Annotated in this window: 13 protein-coding genes and 2 pseudogenes; 3 read left to right on the top strand and 12 right to left on the bottom strand. The window is 67.5% G+C overall.

Annotation, left to right across the window (positions count from 1 at the left end; translation table 11 throughout):
• Positions 1 to 1,079: 1,079 nt before the first annotated feature.
• Both CEP50_RS09875 and CEP50_RS09870 read left to right on the top strand, forming a co-directional pair.
• Positions 1,080 to 1,772 carry a glycoside hydrolase family 11 protein gene (locus tag CEP50_RS09875; RefSeq protein WP_106113651.1) on the top strand — a complete coding sequence of 231 codons (693 nt, stop codon included), beginning with the start codon at positions 1,080 to 1,082 and terminating at the stop codon, positions 1,770 to 1,772.
• Between the two features lie 262 nt (positions 1,773 to 2,034).
• Entirely contained in the window at positions 2,035 to 3,000 is a 966-nt protein-coding gene (locus CEP50_RS09870) for an exonuclease domain-containing protein (RefSeq protein WP_106113650.1), read from the top strand.
• A 71-nt stretch (positions 3,001 to 3,071) separates the two neighbouring features.
• Here the strand turns inward: CEP50_RS09870 and CEP50_RS09865 are convergent, their stop codons facing one another.
• The 11 genes and pseudogenes from CEP50_RS09865 to CEP50_RS09820 all read right to left on the bottom strand — a co-directional run bounded on the left by CEP50_RS09865 (position 3,072) and on the right by CEP50_RS09820 (position 12,086).
• Positions 3,072 to 3,950: an SDR family oxidoreductase gene (locus CEP50_RS09865; protein ID WP_106113649.1), complete on the bottom strand. Its 879-nt coding sequence runs from the start codon at positions 3,948 to 3,950 to the stop codon at positions 3,072 to 3,074.
• 228 nt (positions 3,951 to 4,178) lie between these two features.
• On the bottom strand, positions 4,179 to 4,322 hold the full coding sequence (locus CEP50_RS20340; RefSeq protein ID WP_219905416.1) for a hypothetical protein: 144 nt from the start codon (positions 4,320 to 4,322) through the stop codon (positions 4,179 to 4,181).
• The gene (locus tag CEP50_RS20335) at positions 4,309 to 4,551 is read right to left on the bottom strand and encodes a hypothetical protein (protein ID WP_219905415.1); all 243 of its coding nucleotides are present in this window, start codon (positions 4,549 to 4,551) and stop codon (positions 4,309 to 4,311) included. Before CEP50_RS20335 ends, CEP50_RS20340 begins: the two co-directional genes overlap by 14 nt.
• Before the next feature lie 59 nt (positions 4,552 to 4,610).
• A pseudogene (locus tag CEP50_RS20895) lies at positions 4,611 to 5,465 on the bottom strand (ATP-binding cassette domain-containing protein); the annotation flags it as partial.
• Positions 5,462 to 5,820, bottom strand: a pseudogene (locus tag CEP50_RS09850) (GntR family transcriptional regulator). The pseudogenes CEP50_RS09850 and CEP50_RS20895, both read right to left, overlap by 4 nt.
• Before the next feature lie 259 nt (positions 5,821 to 6,079).
• The gene (locus CEP50_RS09845) at positions 6,080 to 6,862 is read right to left on the bottom strand and encodes a lipoate--protein ligase family protein (RefSeq protein ID WP_181188312.1); all 783 of its coding nucleotides are present in this window, start codon (positions 6,860 to 6,862) and stop codon (positions 6,080 to 6,082) included.
• Between the two features lie 85 nt (positions 6,863 to 6,947).
• Positions 6,948 to 8,375, bottom strand: a complete 1,428-nt coding sequence (locus tag CEP50_RS09840; RefSeq protein WP_106113647.1) for an APC family permease — start codon at positions 8,373 to 8,375, stop codon at positions 6,948 to 6,950.
• Between the two features lie 236 nt (positions 8,376 to 8,611).
• On the bottom strand, positions 8,612 to 9,160 hold the full coding sequence (locus CEP50_RS09835) for an Hsp20/alpha crystallin family protein (protein WP_258175131.1): 549 nt from the start codon (positions 9,158 to 9,160) through the stop codon (positions 8,612 to 8,614).
• 425 nt (positions 9,161 to 9,585) lie between these two features.
• Entirely contained in the window at positions 9,586 to 10,986 is a 1,401-nt protein-coding gene (locus tag CEP50_RS09830; RefSeq protein ID WP_258175130.1) for an amino acid permease, read from the bottom strand.
• Between the two features lie 307 nt (positions 10,987 to 11,293).
• The gene (bfr, locus tag CEP50_RS09825) at positions 11,294 to 11,779 is read right to left on the bottom strand and encodes a bacterioferritin (RefSeq protein ID WP_106113644.1); all 486 of its coding nucleotides are present in this window, start codon (positions 11,777 to 11,779) and stop codon (positions 11,294 to 11,296) included.
• A 106-nt stretch (positions 11,780 to 11,885) separates the two neighbouring features.
• Positions 11,886 to 12,086 carry a (2Fe-2S)-binding protein gene (locus tag CEP50_RS09820; RefSeq protein WP_019854062.1) on the bottom strand — a complete coding sequence of 67 codons (201 nt, stop codon included), beginning with the start codon at positions 12,084 to 12,086 and terminating at the stop codon, positions 11,886 to 11,888.
• A gap of 362 nt (positions 12,087 to 12,448) precedes the next feature.
• Here CEP50_RS09820 and CEP50_RS09815 point away from each other — a divergent pair, with 362 nt between their 5' ends.
• Entirely contained in the window at positions 12,449 to 13,258 is an 810-nt protein-coding gene (locus CEP50_RS09815) for a class I SAM-dependent methyltransferase (protein WP_146134782.1), read from the top strand.
• 4 nt (positions 13,259 to 13,262) lie between these two features.
• Here the strand turns inward: CEP50_RS09815 and CEP50_RS09810 are convergent, their stop codons facing one another.
• Positions 13,263 to 14,357: a monodechloroaminopyrrolnitrin synthase PrnB family protein gene (locus CEP50_RS09810; protein ID WP_106113642.1), complete on the bottom strand. Its 1,095-nt coding sequence runs from the start codon at positions 14,355 to 14,357 to the stop codon at positions 13,263 to 13,265.
• Positions 14,358 to 14,521: the final 164 nt, after the last annotated feature.

Here is a 14,521-nt window from a genome sequence, read left to right as displayed (position 1 = left end):
GCTTGTCATCCTCGACCGTTCGCGTCGACGGTGCGTGGACGAATGTTGTTTTCTCGCGCCACCCCTGTGTTGCTCAGCAGTCTGCTGTCCGCATCAGGACGTGGCAAAACCGCGTTCCGTCTCGCGGAACGCGAACCGTGATCCTTCGATGTCGTCTTGCGGTACCGCCGGGAAGTGGTGGTTACCACTCATGATCGACTTCCCGTCGCTCGTCACCGCAGTTCCCTTCGTACGGCGTTGTTCGTGAGACCCTTTGGTGTTTTCTCGGGCAGGAGGCGGTGCGGAGAATCTGTTCCGCTCGTCCTTCACGCCGCCAGGTGTCGTTTCCGTCGGGACTGGGCATGGTCCCGAGGGGGAAGAAGTTTTCCTTCGGTGCTGTTTTTGTTGCCCGGTCTTGCCGACGGCGAGAGCCGGGCGGGCGGGTTCGTTCTTGATCGGATACGCCGCGTGGTTCTCCGCTCCCCTCCTGGATGAGGAGTCCTTTGTAGGGTGAGGTGTTTCTCCGGGATTGATTACTCTGTGTACAAGTACGTGCTCCTTGGTAGCTGGAACGGAAGTCCGTTGGCGGAGATGGCCGGACTACGTCTGTGTTGTACGTCTGTGTTGTTCGTCCTGGTGAAAGACTCGAACGGAGTATTCTTCCTCGGAGGGAGGATGTTCTCCTGTCCAGCCGTGAGGGGGCTGCGGTGGGTGCCTCCGCGTCTCGACGTCACTGGGGACGGACGACCGAACAGGGAGCTCCCACAGCCTGCCCCCGTGCCGCGCGACGGCTTCCCCCGGCGGGGAGATACCCCTTCTCTCCGGTGGGCGACATGATTCGGAAACCGTTCAGCGGTGGGCACGGACCGAGCAGGAACAATTTTGTATTTCCCTCGGTGGACGGATCCGTTCGTGCCGCGAGCGGTTGGGGAAAAATTCGTCCGAGGCGTTGACAACTCGCCGGATCGTGGCGAGCATCATTCGACGTCGACGGATTCCGGTAGCTGGCCACACGGATTGTTCGCCTGATCCGGGACGTCGGACGAATGACCGGACCCGTGCCGTTGTCCGGTCCCCGTCGTGAGAGGCGAGGAGAGAATATGTACACGGACGATTTTCCCGCGCGCTCGTTCGGACGCAGAAGCTTCATGGGAGGTGCCGCCACAGTGGCACTGGGGGCTTCCGCGCTGCTACTGCCCGGAACAGCCCGTGCTGACACCACCATCACGGAGAACCAGACGGGAACACACCACGGATTCTACTATTCCTTCTGGACCGACGGGGGTGGTTCGGTCTCCATGACCCTGTCCTCCGGAGGAAGCTACAGTACCACGTGGACCGACTGCGGCAATTTCGTGTGCGGAAAGGGGTGGAGCAACGGAGGACGCAGAACCGTGAACTACTCGGGCTATTTCAGCCCCTCCGGAAACGGATATCTGACTCTCTACGGATGGACCTCGAATCCGCTCGTGGAGTACTACGTCGTGGAGAGCTACGGAACCTATCGCCCCGGTGGCGACGACCACAGGGGGACGGTCTTCAGTGACGGAGGAACGTACGACATCTATCGGACGATGAGGTACGACGCCCCCTCCGTCGAAGGCACCGCGACCTTTCCCCAGTTCTGGAGCGTCCGGCGTCAGCAGCGAACGAGCGGGACGATCACCACCGGCAACCACTTCGACGCCTGGGCCCGCAGCGACATGTGGCTGGGCAGCTTCGACCACTACATGATTCTCGCGACGGAGGGATACCGGAGCAGCGGGAGTTCCGGCATGACGGTGAGCGGCTGACCCGGACCGGAGGAGGACCTGGTGGGAGGGGCCCGGTCCGGTCGTCGTGGTGCGACGCCCGAGGGCTCCTCCCGGAACGCGGGCCGGTACCGGGGAAACCGACGGAGGGAGGGCCTGCTCGTCGAATGAGGCGATATCCTCCTCACGGAGGTCGAGGCACCTTGTCCTGGCTGTCGTGCCGGACGCCCGTGGCCGGGGCGGTCGAGCACACGGTGGGGAGCGCGCGCCTCGACGCCGTCGGCAGGCAGGGAAGGGACAGCACATGCGGGGGCTGGATTTCGTCGCGCTCGACGTGGAGACCGCCAACGCGGACCGGGGCTCGGTGTGCGCGTTCGGGCTGTCCGTGGTGCGGGGCGGTCGGGTGGTGGACACGCACTCCTGGTTGTGCCGGCCCCCGGAGACGCTCGACCACTTCGACCCCCACAACATCGCCATCCACGGCATCACTCCCGACCACGTCGCCGGGCAGCCCTCCTTCCGCAGCCGGCTGGAGGACGCGCTCTCCGTGGTCGGGAAGCTGCCCGTGGTGGCACACAACGCGGCCTTCGACACGGGAGCGTTGCGGCGGGCCTGTGACGCGGAAGGCGCGTTGTGGCCCACCCTGCGTTACGGCTGCACCCTGGTGTGGGCGCGTCGCGAACTGCGCCACCTGCCCAACCACCGACTCCCCACGGTGGCGGCCGAGCTCGACGTCGCCCAGCGGCGACACCACGAGGCGGGGGAGGACGCCGAAGTGTGCGCCGGCATCCTCGTGGAGCTGGTCTCCCGGAAGGGCAGCACCACTCTGGACGAGTTCGCCGTGGCCACCGGTACCCGCCTCGGATACGTGGGCACCGACACCTGGACCGGCTGCCGAGCCGCCTCCGGCGGCAGGGGCTGGGGTGGTTCCCGTGGTGAGTTGGTCACTCCCGACCCCAACCCCGAGGCGGACCCCGACCATCCGCTGTACGGAGCGGTGGTCGTGGTCACCGGTTCCTTCGGCGTCTCCCGCCAGGAGATCTGGAACCTCGTCGCCGCCTGCGGTGGGACGCCGAACAAGGACGTCACCAAACGCACCACCCACCTGGTGGTGGGGGACGGTTTCACCGGGCTGTCCCCGGAGAGCGTCACCAGCGGCAAGGTGACCAAGGCGCTCCGGCGTCGTGAGGCGGGGCAGTCGCTCGACATCCTCGGTGAGGAGGACTTCCGCGCACTCGTGGCGCGGGCCCGGACCCCGACGTCGGGGTGAGGGTGCCGCTCCGGGCGGCCCACATCGGATGTGCCGACCGTTTCCGCCTCGGAGGGTGGTCCCCGCCGGTTTCAGATCCGTCCCGCGACGACCGTGGCGAGCGGGGTGGCCGGATGACCGGTCAGCCGGGGGACCGCCGGGCTGGTCTCCGCGAGCTCACCGTTGGCGATGGCGGTGTAGGTGGACACCCAGGCGTCGAGCTGCCATTCCGGAACTCCGTGGGAAGCACGGGAGCGGTAGGCCTCCGCCACGCTTTCGGGACGGTAGGTGATCACGCGACCGGCTGCCTCCGACAGCACCTCCGCGACCTCGGAGAGAGTGAGCGCCCGGGGGCCGGTCAGATCGTAGGTGCTGCCGAGGTGTTCGTCGGGTGTGGTGAGCACCGCCGCGGCGGCGTCGGCCACGTCCTCCAGGGACACCACGGCGACACGACCGTCCCCGGCCGGGCCGCGCAGTACGTCGTCGGCCTCCACCAGCTCCGGCATCAGCTCCGCGTAGAAGTTGTCGCGCAGGAACGTGAAGTCCAGTCCGCTGGCGCGGATGTGCTGTTCCGTCTCCCAGTGGGCCCGGGCGAGGGTGAAGGTGGCGTCCGGGGCCGCCCCCTGGAACGACACGTACACCAGGTGCCGCACCCCGGCCTCCACGGCGGCGTCCACGAAGGAGCGATGCTGACTCACCCGTTCGGCGGATTCGGAGGCCGAGACCATCAGGACGCGCTGTGCTCCCCGCAGGGCCCGGACGCTGGAACCGTGGTCACCGAACTCGGCGTACCGGGCCTCGGCTCCGACCAGCCGGGGAGCCCGTTCGGGGGAGCGGGCCAGCATGGTCTGCCGCAGTCCCCTCTCGGCCAGTCGTCGGGCGACACGTCCTCCGAGTCGCCCGGTCACCCCGGTCACCGCGATCTCCGGAGTCGTGGCGGAACCGGATGTGTCCTGAACCGTCGTGCTCATTTCGGTCTCCGTTCCTCCGGGGGATGGTTCCTGTCGGCGTCCCCGGTGCCGTGGAGTATCTCCTCCGGGACAGGAGTCAGCATCCCTCCGAAGGCGGGGGCGTCGGTCTTCGCCCGGAGAGGTGGCCCCCGCTTCAGCGAGGCGGTCTTCGTGTGACGAAACGCCCGGTACGAAGACGGTGGTGTTGTGGGTGGTCTCCACAAGTCCCCGCCCGGGACGGATCCGGGATCAGGGAACGGCACGCCGGAAGCTCAGATATCCGGCCGCGGCGGCCATCACGGACAACGTCAACGGATACCCGCCCAGGAGGGCGAGGGGAGGCTGTTCCACGAGGAAACGCCCCACGGCGGGCCACCACTCACGCCAGGTCACCAGGACGGCGAGCCCTCCGAGACGGAACGGTGTAGATCAGAACCTGCGCGATCGGGCTGTCCTGCGTCAGGAACGGCAGGGCGAAGAGCCGCAACCGCAGTCCCCACTCCTCCGTGATTCGTTCGAGCAGGGACAACAGATACAGCAGAACACCGTAGCCGAGCGACTGCCCGAGCACCACGCACGGTATCCCCAGCACCACGAACTTGTTGACCAGCTGAATGCGCACGATATTGACCAGGCGGTTCGTCGGTTCGGTTCCTTCCCGCTCATGGTGTCGAAGACGGGTTCCCCGGCGGCGAGTTGACTGGTCCGTACGACCAGTTGCTGGAGCGACACCGGTTCCACGCGCAGGTTCTCCGGGCTGTGCCCGGGAAACGCTCCACGGAGGGTCACTCGGAGGAAGCCCCCGAGCCGTTCCCGGTGCAGTTCGGTGCGGCCGGCGGCGAACTCCTCGACCGCCCGGGCGGGACCGGTCACGGTGACGGCGCTGGCGCGGAGCTCCTCGGTGTCCTCGTCCAGCAGGATTCGTCCCCGGTAGACCAGGGTGACGTGCTCGACGAGATCACTGACCTCGTCGATGAGGTGCGTGGACAACACGACGGTTCGGGGGACGCGTGTAGTCGGCCAGCAGGTGGTCGTAGAAACGTTGTCGGGCCACCGCGTCCAGTCCCAGGTACGGTTCGTCGAAGAAGGTCAGTGGTGTCCGGCAGGCGAGACCGATGATCAAGCCCAGCGCGGTGAGCTGTCCGCGGGACAGTTTCCTGATCCGCTGTCCCCGGGGGAGTTCGAAGTCCTCGACGAGGTTCTCGGCGAACTCGGTGTCCAGTTGGCGTACAGCAGTCCCGCCGCTGTCAGTGCGTGGTGCACGGCGAACATGTCCGGGTACTTCCGGGACTTCCGGACGAAGCAGACCTTGTCCAGCACCTGGGCGTTCTCGTAGGGAGGTCGTCCAAACACCTCCACCCGCCCCGAGCTCTCGAATTCCTGACAGGTGAGGATGCGCATGATGGTCGTCTTGCCCGCTCCGTTGCGCCCCAATAGGCCGTGGCTGCGGTTCTCCTCGAACTCCAGGGACACGTCATCGAGGGCGAGCACGTTCCCGTACTTCTTGTTCACCCCGTGCATGCTCGCCGCTGTCATGGCTCCTCCTGCCAGGCGTCGATCATTTTCTTCAGGTCCTCAGCATCCATGCCCAGCTTGCGGGCTTCCCCGACCAGCGGAGCGATGAATTTCTCCCCGAACGCCTGCCTGCGTCGTTCCAGCAGTTGTTCGCGCGCTCCTGCCGCAACGAACATCCCGATCCCCCTCCTCTTGTAGAGCACCCCGTCGGTCACCAACTTGTTGATCCCGTTGGCCGCCGTGGCCGGGTTGATCCGGTGGAAGGCGGCGAGCTCGTTGGTCGAGGGAGCCCGTGTTTCCTCGGACAGCGAACCATCGATGATCGAACTTTCGATCTGTTCGGCTATCTGAGAAACAACGGGCGACCGTCGTCCATCACGTCCACCACCGTCGGAAGAACCAGGTAATTGGTTCATTAGTCACGTGGTTAACCACGTCACCAGAGTGCCTGAAAGTCAAGTGCGGAATAACATGCGCTGGGAGACCACGGAGGGGCGGGCAGGCGCGAGAAGCCGGCCGGTGCATCCGCTCGCCCGAACGAGCTCCGGGGCGAAAAGGAGGGCGGACGGGCGCGGAGAGCCGCCGTCCGCTGAAACGAAGGTGGTGACCGGGTGGCGTTTTCCGGGGGACGGCCGTCAGGCCGGTTCCTGCTCGCTCCGTCCGGAGACGGGAGGAGGAAGGTGCTCACCGAGCAGTTGCTCGGCCTCGGACAGCAGGCCCGAGCCGTAGCGGGCAGCGACCAGGCCGAAACGCTCGGAATAGGCCGCGATCACGGCTTCCTCCAGCTCCTCGGGCGAGACCCCCGGTGCCTCCTCGCGGATCGCCCCCACCGACTCCGGAGCGAAGGGCAGTTCCAGACAGCGGTAGACCTCGGTCAGCAGCGGTCGCACCAGCTCCGCGTCGTCGACGACGGCGACGGCACTGAACAACCAGGCGCCCCGGATCATGCGCTGGGCGGTTCCGACGAGTTTGACCCGTTGTCGGGCGTTCACACTGTGCTCGCCCGGGCAGTACTCGCCCGGAACCGCTCCGATCCGGGAGTCGACCCCGCGTTCCCGCAACAGCTCCGCCCACAGCTCGGCGTAGCCACGGAAACGTTCGTCCATGCCGGAGAGGAAACCGGGGTCCCGCCCGACGTGGTCGACGATCACCGAGTTCGCCGTGTAGGCCACGGCGTGTCCCCCCGGGGCGCGGACCACCGGAGTGAAGCCGGCCTCGCGGACGGCGCGCAGCGCTGCGGGGAACCCGGGGCGCAGGGTGTCCCTGCGGCCGAAGGCGACCACCGGGGAGGTGGGACGGTACACCCGGACGGCCGGGGCGGCCAGACCTCGCCCCACCCGGCGTAACAGCGCGTGCGCCAGTCCGACTTCCAGTGCCTGGCCGCCGGAGGGGCCGAGCGAGCCACGTAGCAGGTCCACGCACACATCCTAGAGGTCTCCACCTCCACCAGTCCCCTCCGTGCCCGTCGGAAGAATCGTGGGGTTGGTGATCCCACCGGCTCCGTCATCCCGGACGCCGCTCCGGCGGGGAGAGGGATGACCCGTCGGGACGGTCCTGCCGGGGGAGCCCGGCGTGCACGCGGCCGAAACGCAGCAGCCACACACCACCGAGCAGCAACCAGCCACCAAGGATGACCCATTCGTAGGGCCACACCAGCCCGCTGGGCATACCGGGCAGGAACAACACGGCCAGGCCGAGGGAGAGGACCGTGGCGAGACCTCCGACCGTTCGTCCGTGTGCGACCCGGAAGGGGCGGGGCATCCCCGGTTCGCGGTGGCGCAGGACCAGAAAGCTGATCGCGACCATCACGTAGGAGACGACGACGGCGAAACCTCCCGCGTCGATCAACCAGGTCAGCATCCGTTCACCGAACAGCGGCGCCGTCGCGGACAGACCACCGACGAACAGGATCGCGTTGCTCGGGGTGCGAAACCTCGGGTGCAGCCTTGCGAACCAGCGGGGCAGCATTCCCGAGGTCGCCATGGCGTGGATCAGTCTGCTCGCTCCGACCAGGAAACCGTTCCAGCTCGTCAGGATTCCCGCCACCCCACCGAGAACGAGAACGGTTCCCATGGCTTCGCTGTTCCACAGTGCTCGCATCCCGTCCCCGGCGGCCAGTTCGGAGGTGGCGAGGGGCTCGGCGGACAGGCCGGCTCCCACGGTGAGCACGACCAGGACGTACCAGCCGGTGGCCGTGCCGGTGGCGAGCAACAGCAGTGTGCCGATCCGACGGAACGGCACTCCGATCTCCCCGGCCGACTGCGGGATGACGTCGAATCCCACGAACAGGAAGGGAACGGCCATCAGCACCCCCAGGGGGCCGGCGAGGTCGGAGGACAGCAACGGGCGCATATTGGCGGGATCGCCACCCAGAACGGCGCCGAGCAGCAGGCTCGCACCGACCGTGACCAGGAACAGCACAGCGACGCCCTGGAGCACGGCGGCGGGGCGTATCCCGAGGTAGTTCACCCCCGTCATGACCACCGCCCCGAGGACACCCACAAGTGCCCACCCGGCGAAGACCTCCTGTCCCGCCACCGACCACAGACCTCCGGTGGCCAGCCCGGGGAGCAGATAACCGAGACTCCGTGGCAGTGCCACGGCTTCGAAGGCCACCACCGAGACGTAACCGAGCACCAGGATCCACGAGGTGACGAGAGCGGGACGCGCCCCCAGCGCACGCATCACGTAGTTGTGCTCCCCGCCCGCCCGCGGAATCGCCGAGACCAGTTCCGCGTAGGTCAGCCCGACCAGCCCGACCACGAGGCCTCCGACGAGAAAGGCCGCGGCCGCGCCCAGGGTTCCCGCGTCGGTGAGGAACTCGCCGGTCTGGACGACCCACCCGAAACCGATCATGGCTCCGAAGGCCATCGCGAGTACGTCCCGTCCTCCGAGGACGCGGGAGAACCCGCCTTTTCCGTGCTCGTCCATCACGCCCCCACCGCGGGACCGCCGTCGGATGTCACGCACCCATAATCCTGCTCGTCGCGGCCGGAGTCACACCATCGCCGGATCGGAGGACGGCAACGCGTGCGAGGAGCAAAGCCCTGTGCGGGAAAGGCAACCGTGCCACGAGAACGACGGGGAGGCCGGGAGAGTGCCGAGCGGACGTCGGGGTGCGTCCGCTCGGTCGATTCTCACATCACGAGGGAGTACAGCGCAGTGCTTCAGCCGGATTCCACCGGAAGCCTCGACGGCTGGTCCCCGAGATCGGCACCGCCCGGGACGTGCACGCGCAGCATCCCGTCCTCCAACCGAGCCGTGGCGCCGTGTTCGTCCACCCCGGAGGGCAGGGGGACCTCACGGTAGAACACCCGGCCGGCGCTGATTCCCGACACGGTCAGTACGGTGCGTCGGCGCAGGCTCACGTCGACCTCCCCCGCCGTGACACCGGGCAGGCAGACCCGGACCTCCGCCTCGTCCGGTCTCGTCCGGGTGGTCGCTTCCGGCTCCCAGGAACGTCCGAGGGCGTTCTCGACGGGCAGGTCCTGTCCCATGAGCCACTGCTGCTTGCGGCGGATGGGTTGGGAACGGGCTTGGCCGAGTTTTTCGGCGCGGTGGTTCTCCCGTTCCGCGAGTACGGCTCGGGTGGTCCCCTCGGGACCCTGTGCTTCGGGTTTCGGGCGCTCGAATGTCGTTGTGCCCCGTTTCATGTCGCGCAGCAGCAGCACCAGCGACGCGACCAACGGCCGGATCGGATTGCTCAATCCCACCATCTCCCAGGACCTGCGTGACGAGCTGTGTGTGGGCAGCTCGAATGTTGTGAGCCGAAGTCCCGTACAGACCTGTACGGGAGGAAGTGCGTTCCGGACGACACCCGCGGAAGCGGGAGCCGCTCGGCCGTTTCGGCGACACCGAGTTCCCCTCTCCGGGCGAGTCCGGATCCGCACGAAAACAGAGCGTTCGATCGGTCCCGAAACGGGATTCCCCTCGGAGACACGTGGACGGGCCTGGTACGTGTCGAGAACGGGTTCGTCCCTGTCAACGGATTCCGTGTCCGTATTTCACCATGCCCTCCCCAGCGTCTCGTAGGGCAGGGGGGCTTGGCGGAAACGCAGGGAACCGGTGCGGAGACCGGGAACCGCTTTCGGTTCGTCACGGGGCTCCGCGCCGGTACGCCAGGACCACCGGTGACACCGGGTCAGTCGGTGGAGGAGCCGTGCGGGAGCGGCTCCCGCAGGCGGGAGTGCCGTATTCCGTAACCGAAGTAGCACAACAGACCGAGCACCATCCAGCCGCAGAACACCGCCCAGGTGTCCGCGCCCAGACTCGACATCAGGTAGAGGCAGAACCCGGCTCCCAACACAGGGGTGAACGGTGCCAGGGGCACCCGGAAACGGCGGGGCAGCTCGGGGCGGGTGCGGCGCAGCACCAGCACGGCGATGTTGACCAGTCCGAAGGCGAACAGGGTGCCGATGCTGGTGGCGTCGGCGAGCGCTCCCAGCGGAACCACGGCCGAGAGCACGGCCACGGCCAGTGAGGTGAGTAGCACGTTCTTGCGGGGAGTTCCGGTTCTGCGGTCCACCTCGGCGAACACCCGGGGAACGAGTCCGTCCCGGGACATGGCGAACAGGATGCGGGTCTGTCCGTACATCACCGCGAGCACCACGCTGGCGATGGCCACCAGCGCCCCGACCGACAGCAGCGCCGACCAGAACACCCCGGATCCGGTGGCCCGGGTCAACACCCGGCTGAGCACGGCCTCGGAGCCGTCGAAGGCGGTCCACGGCATGGCCCCCACCGCGGCCAGGGCGACCAGACAGTACAGCGCGGTGACCACGAGCAGTGACAGCACGATCGCCCGGGGCAGGTCCCGCTTGGCGTCACGGGCCTCCTCGCCGGCGGTGGAGGCGGCGTCGAAACCGATGTAGGAGAAGAACAGGGTCGCACCCGCGGCACTCACCCCCGCCATGCCCAGAGGGAGGAACGGGGTGAAGTTTCCGTCGCCCACGGCGGTGAAAGCCACCGCGCAGAAGACCAGCAGGGTGAGGACCTTGATCACGACCATCACCGCGTTCGCACGGGCGCTCTCCCTGGCCCCGCCGAACAGCAGGAACATGGCCAGAACCACCACCGCGACGGCGGGCAGGTTGATCACCCCGCCCTCTCCGGGAGGTTGGCTGAGCACGTCGGGAATCGTGACTCCCACGACGAGCCGTAACAGCTCGTTCAGGTACTGCCCCCATCCGACCGCGACCGCGGCGACCGAGACCCCGTACTCCAGGATCAGGCACCAGCCGCAGACCCAGGCGACCAGTTCGCCGAGCGTGGCGTAGGCGTAGGAGTAGGAGGACCCGGAGGCGGGGATCATACCGGCCAGTTCGGCGTAGGACAGGGCGGAGAACAGTGCGGTCGCCCCGGCGAGGAGGAAGGAGAGCACCACGGCCGGGCCGGCCTTGGGCACGGCCTCCCCGAGGACCACGAAGATCCCGGTTCCCAGCGTGGCACCGATACTGATCATGGTGAGCTGGGCCAGCCCCAACGAACGCCGCAGCTGGCCCGTTTCCCGGGCCAGCTGGTCGATCGGTTTGCATCGCCCCATCCTGGAGGCCCACCCTGGGCGGCTCGTCCCGGTTCGGGCGGCTGTGACTGCCTCGTGGGCGGGTTCGGGGGTGCGTTGGTCTTCCACGGATGCTCCTCGACGGCCTCGCGAGTCCGGGTCGGCGGCCGTGCTGTCAACACGTTGTGAACGACGTTATGGGTATTGGGCAACACTAGGAGTTCACCTGTTTTGCCCGAACCCGGAAAACGTTGCGTGATCAGCCGGCATCGCTTTCGGATCTTGTGCGGTGAGGCGTCGGGAGCGGGGTCGGCCCCCGGTGGGGTTCCGGGGGCCGGTGCGCCCCGGGTCAGGAGCTCGTCGGGGGGCGCTCCACGAGTTGGCTCAGGTACAGCTCGGTCCCCAGCGTCTCGATCAGTTCCAGCTGGGTTTCCAGGTAGTCGATGTGGTGTTCCTCGTCGCGCAGGATGCCCTCGAAGAGGTTGGCGGTGGTGATGTCGCTCTTCTCCCGGCACAGTGCGATCCCGGGTTTGAGTCGCTCCAGCACCTCGCGTTCGATCGCGAGGTCGGCCTCGAACTGTTCCTTGATGGTCTGTCCGATCCGCAGGCTGAACAGCCGCTGGTAGTTCGGCAGCGCCTCGAGGAACAGGATGCGGTCACTGAGCCATTCGGCATGTCGCATTTCCTCGAACGACTCGGTGCGCGTGTGCTCGGCCAGCTTGGTGAATCCCCAGTTGGCCTGCATCTTCGAGTGCAGGAAGTACTGGTTGATCGCGGTCAGTTCGCTGGTGAGCTGTTCGTTGAGCAACGAGATGACTTCTTCGTCGCCGCGCATGACTCCTCCGCCCGTTGCCGTGGGGTCGCCGGATCCGGCCGCACGCGGGACACGGTACGGGCGGCGGGGCGGTGTGAGGGCGAACGTGACGGGCGTGTCCGGAAGTTCAGACCCCGCTGGGTTGTGCCTCGCCGAGGACGCCGTCCTCGGCGTGTTCCTCCAGCAGGGTTTCCAGCTGCTCCACGCACGTTCCGCAGCCGGTGCCCGCCAGGCAGCTGTCACCGATCCGTTCGACGGTGTCCGCTCCGGAGCGGATGCACGCACGGACTTCGGGTTCGGTCACTCCGGCGCAGATGCACGTGTACACGGCAGCGGACCTCCACTGTCCCACCAGGGGTCGTCGGCGTTCCTCGTGGAAGGGCCGTTGCCGCGTGCTCCGGCGGGCGGAACCCTGCCACCAGGACCTCTTAGGTAAGCCTCGCGATATTGCGCTTAGCCTTACCTAAGTAAACGAGAGGTTCGGGGAAGATCGCAACCCCCGGTAAGGCGGTTCACACTCCGATCTCGGCGAGTTCGGCGGGAACGACCGTCGTCGCCGGAAACACAGCGGATCGAGGTCGTGGGGCGGATCCCTCGACGGAGCACGGAGCGAGCAAGGAAAATCCCTCGGACGAGTGTTCGTTCTCGGGTTGTTGCTCTCGCAGCGTGGTCGCCCTAGCGTACTCGGTGATGGACACGACAACAGGGGAGAGCTACACCTTCGCTCCCGAGTGGCACGCCGAACGCGAACGTCTGGGCTTTTTGGAGGGGCTCTGGGACCCCGCCTCCTGGCGGGCACTGCGCAAACTCGGGGTCGGAACCGGGCAGGTCTGCCTGGACGTGGGGGCGGGAGCGGGTTCGGTCAGCCGTATGCTCGCGGAGTGCGTGGGCCCCAGCGGACGCGTCGTCGCCCTCGACAGCGACACGCGTTTTCTGGACCGGGCCCGGTTGCCGGAGACCGTGGAGATCCGCACCCACGACCTGCTGAACGATCCGCCACCGGCCGAACGGTTCGACCTGGTGCACGCTCGGATGACCCTGTCGCACCTTCCCGAACGGGAGGAGGTGCTGGACCAGCTGGTCGAGCTGTGCGCTCCGGGAGGACGGGTGATCCTCTCGGAGTTCGACGCCGAAGGGGCCTCGCTCGCCGAGCGGACCCCTCCCGTGGACGACGCCGAACGCTTCCAGCGGGTCCACGACGCGGTGGTGGCGGTACTGGCACGCAACGGTTGCGACTCCCGCTTCGCGCACCGGATGCCCGCGGCTCTCGCGGCGCGCGGGATGACCGGAATCGACGCCTCACCGGACGGGGAACTGGTGCGTGGTGGCAGCGCTGCCGCGGAGTTCTACCGGCACACCTTCCTGAGACTGCGCACGCAGATCCTGGAACACACCCCTGTCGACGAGAAGACCTTCGACCGGGCCTGGGAAGCCCTCGCAGAGCCCGACTTCCTCGTTCTTTCCGCTCCACTGGTGTCGGTGTGGGGAACCAGGAGCTGACCCCTCAGCCGCCCCGCTTCGTCCGTTCCTCCGCGATCCGGGAGTTCTGCCGGGTGAGCAGCAACACGCGGTGCAGCAGGTCGATGCTTCCCCCACCGCTTCCCAGCGGATACAACCGCACCTCCTCCTGGTAGGCCTGCCGGGCTATCCGGTAGTGACGTCCGCGGAAGGTGACGGCCGTGCGGAGCACCCCGGCGAGAGCGGCGGCGCTGTCGCGTAATCGCTCTCCCGCACGGTCGTAACCCCCCGCCCGCTCGAAGGACTCCAGCAGCCGGGTCACCGCCGAGGGGGAGTGGCGCCAGCCCGCGTGCAGTTCCCGCCACAGCGGGAGGCCGTAGGGAACGGAGTCGAGCAGGAACTTCTCGTACTCGGCGATGCCGCGGTCGGACAACCACACCACCTCGTCGACGAGCCACAGCGGCACCTGAGCAGCTGCCGGCCCCAGGTAGTTCTGTCCGCCGAGGCTGATCTCCTCGAAGTAGGGGCGCAGCGTACGGGCGAAGAACACCGGGCTGACCTCGGCGAGCACCGTGTCGATGGACTCGAGCATGGTGTGCACGTTCCCGTCGATCCTCGTGGCCAGCTGAGCGAACCGCTCGTCCTCCGGCGAGGTGCGGTTGAGCTCGGCGCACAGCCGCAGTCCCTCGTGCAGGTGGGGGAACACGTGGCGCACGGCGTTCTGGAGGGTGCACTCCTGCGGATCACCGGTGTACATCCGCCGTCGGGTCCCTTCGGGGTTCCACACGCAGTAGTGCAACACCGTGTCCCGGGGAACCATGTCGGTGCGCCTGCCGAGTTCCAGCAGCACCGGCAGAACCTCGGGGACGAGCACGGCCGGTTCGCTGCCGTGGCGTTTGATGGAGCCCAGCAACATGCCCAGATCGCGCACAGCGGCGAGACACTCGTCGGTCGACAGTTCGGCCACCCGCTCGAACCCGGGAAGCAGGTCCCGCAGAGCGCCCGTCAGGGCGGCGAGGTCGGCCTCGGCGTTCATCTCCGGCAGTCGGGAGCAGACTTCGTCGGCTCCCAGCGGGTCGGCCGACCGGGTGGCCTCGAGCTGTTCCGGCGATCCGTATTCGGCTGTGGGGGAAGCGTTCATCTCGTCTCCTCGACTCGCGTGGTGCGGACCCCGAGGTGTGTCCGGACACGGAAAAGCGGTCCGTCGTGGTGTTCGTCACGGAGCGGCACGTTCTGGCGGAGAGGTCCTTCCGGGCGAGGAACGGGGGTGCCGGGGGAGGGGTGTGGGGAGCGGGAAGGCGTCCC

Origin of the sequence: Actinopolyspora mortivallis (assembly GCF_003001495.1) — a bacterium.
Taxonomy (GTDB): Bacteria; Actinomycetota; Actinomycetes; order Mycobacteriales; family Pseudonocardiaceae; genus Actinopolyspora; species Actinopolyspora mortivallis_A.
The sequence above is the reverse complement of the archived record's forward strand: the minus strand, read 5'-3'. Positions and strand labels throughout refer to the sequence as shown.

Bases quoted from the DNA above. Each gene is read 5' to 3' on its own strand.
- CEP50_RS09875 (WP_106113651.1), top strand. From the start codon at position 1,080: ATGTACACGGACGATTTTCCCGCGCGCTCGTTCGGACGCAGAAGCTTC.
- CEP50_RS09870 (WP_106113650.1), top strand. From the start codon at position 2,035: ATGCGGGGGCTGGATTTCGTCGCGCTCGACGTGGAGACCGCCAACGCG.
- CEP50_RS09865 (WP_106113649.1), bottom strand. From the start codon at position 3,950: ATGAGCACGACGGTTCAGGACACATCCGGTTCCGCCACGACTCCGGAG.
- CEP50_RS09840 (WP_106113647.1), bottom strand. From the start codon at position 8,375: ATGGACGAGCACGGAAAAGGCGGGTTCTCCCGCGTCCTCGGAGGACGG.
- CEP50_RS09835 (WP_258175131.1), bottom strand. From the start codon at position 9,160: ATGGTGGGATTGAGCAATCCGATCCGGCCGTTGGTCGCGTCGCTGGTG.
- CEP50_RS09830 (WP_258175130.1), bottom strand. From the start codon at position 10,986: ATGGGGCGATGCAAACCGATCGACCAGCTGGCCCGGGAAACGGGCCAG.
- bfr (WP_106113644.1), bottom strand. From the start codon at position 11,779: ATGCGCGGCGACGAAGAAGTCATCTCGTTGCTCAACGAACAGCTCACC.
- CEP50_RS09815 (WP_146134782.1), top strand. From the start codon at position 12,449: ATGGACACGACAACAGGGGAGAGCTACACCTTCGCTCCCGAGTGGCAC.
- CEP50_RS09810 (WP_106113642.1), bottom strand. From the start codon at position 14,357: ATGAACGCTTCCCCCACAGCCGAATACGGATCGCCGGAACAGCTCGAG.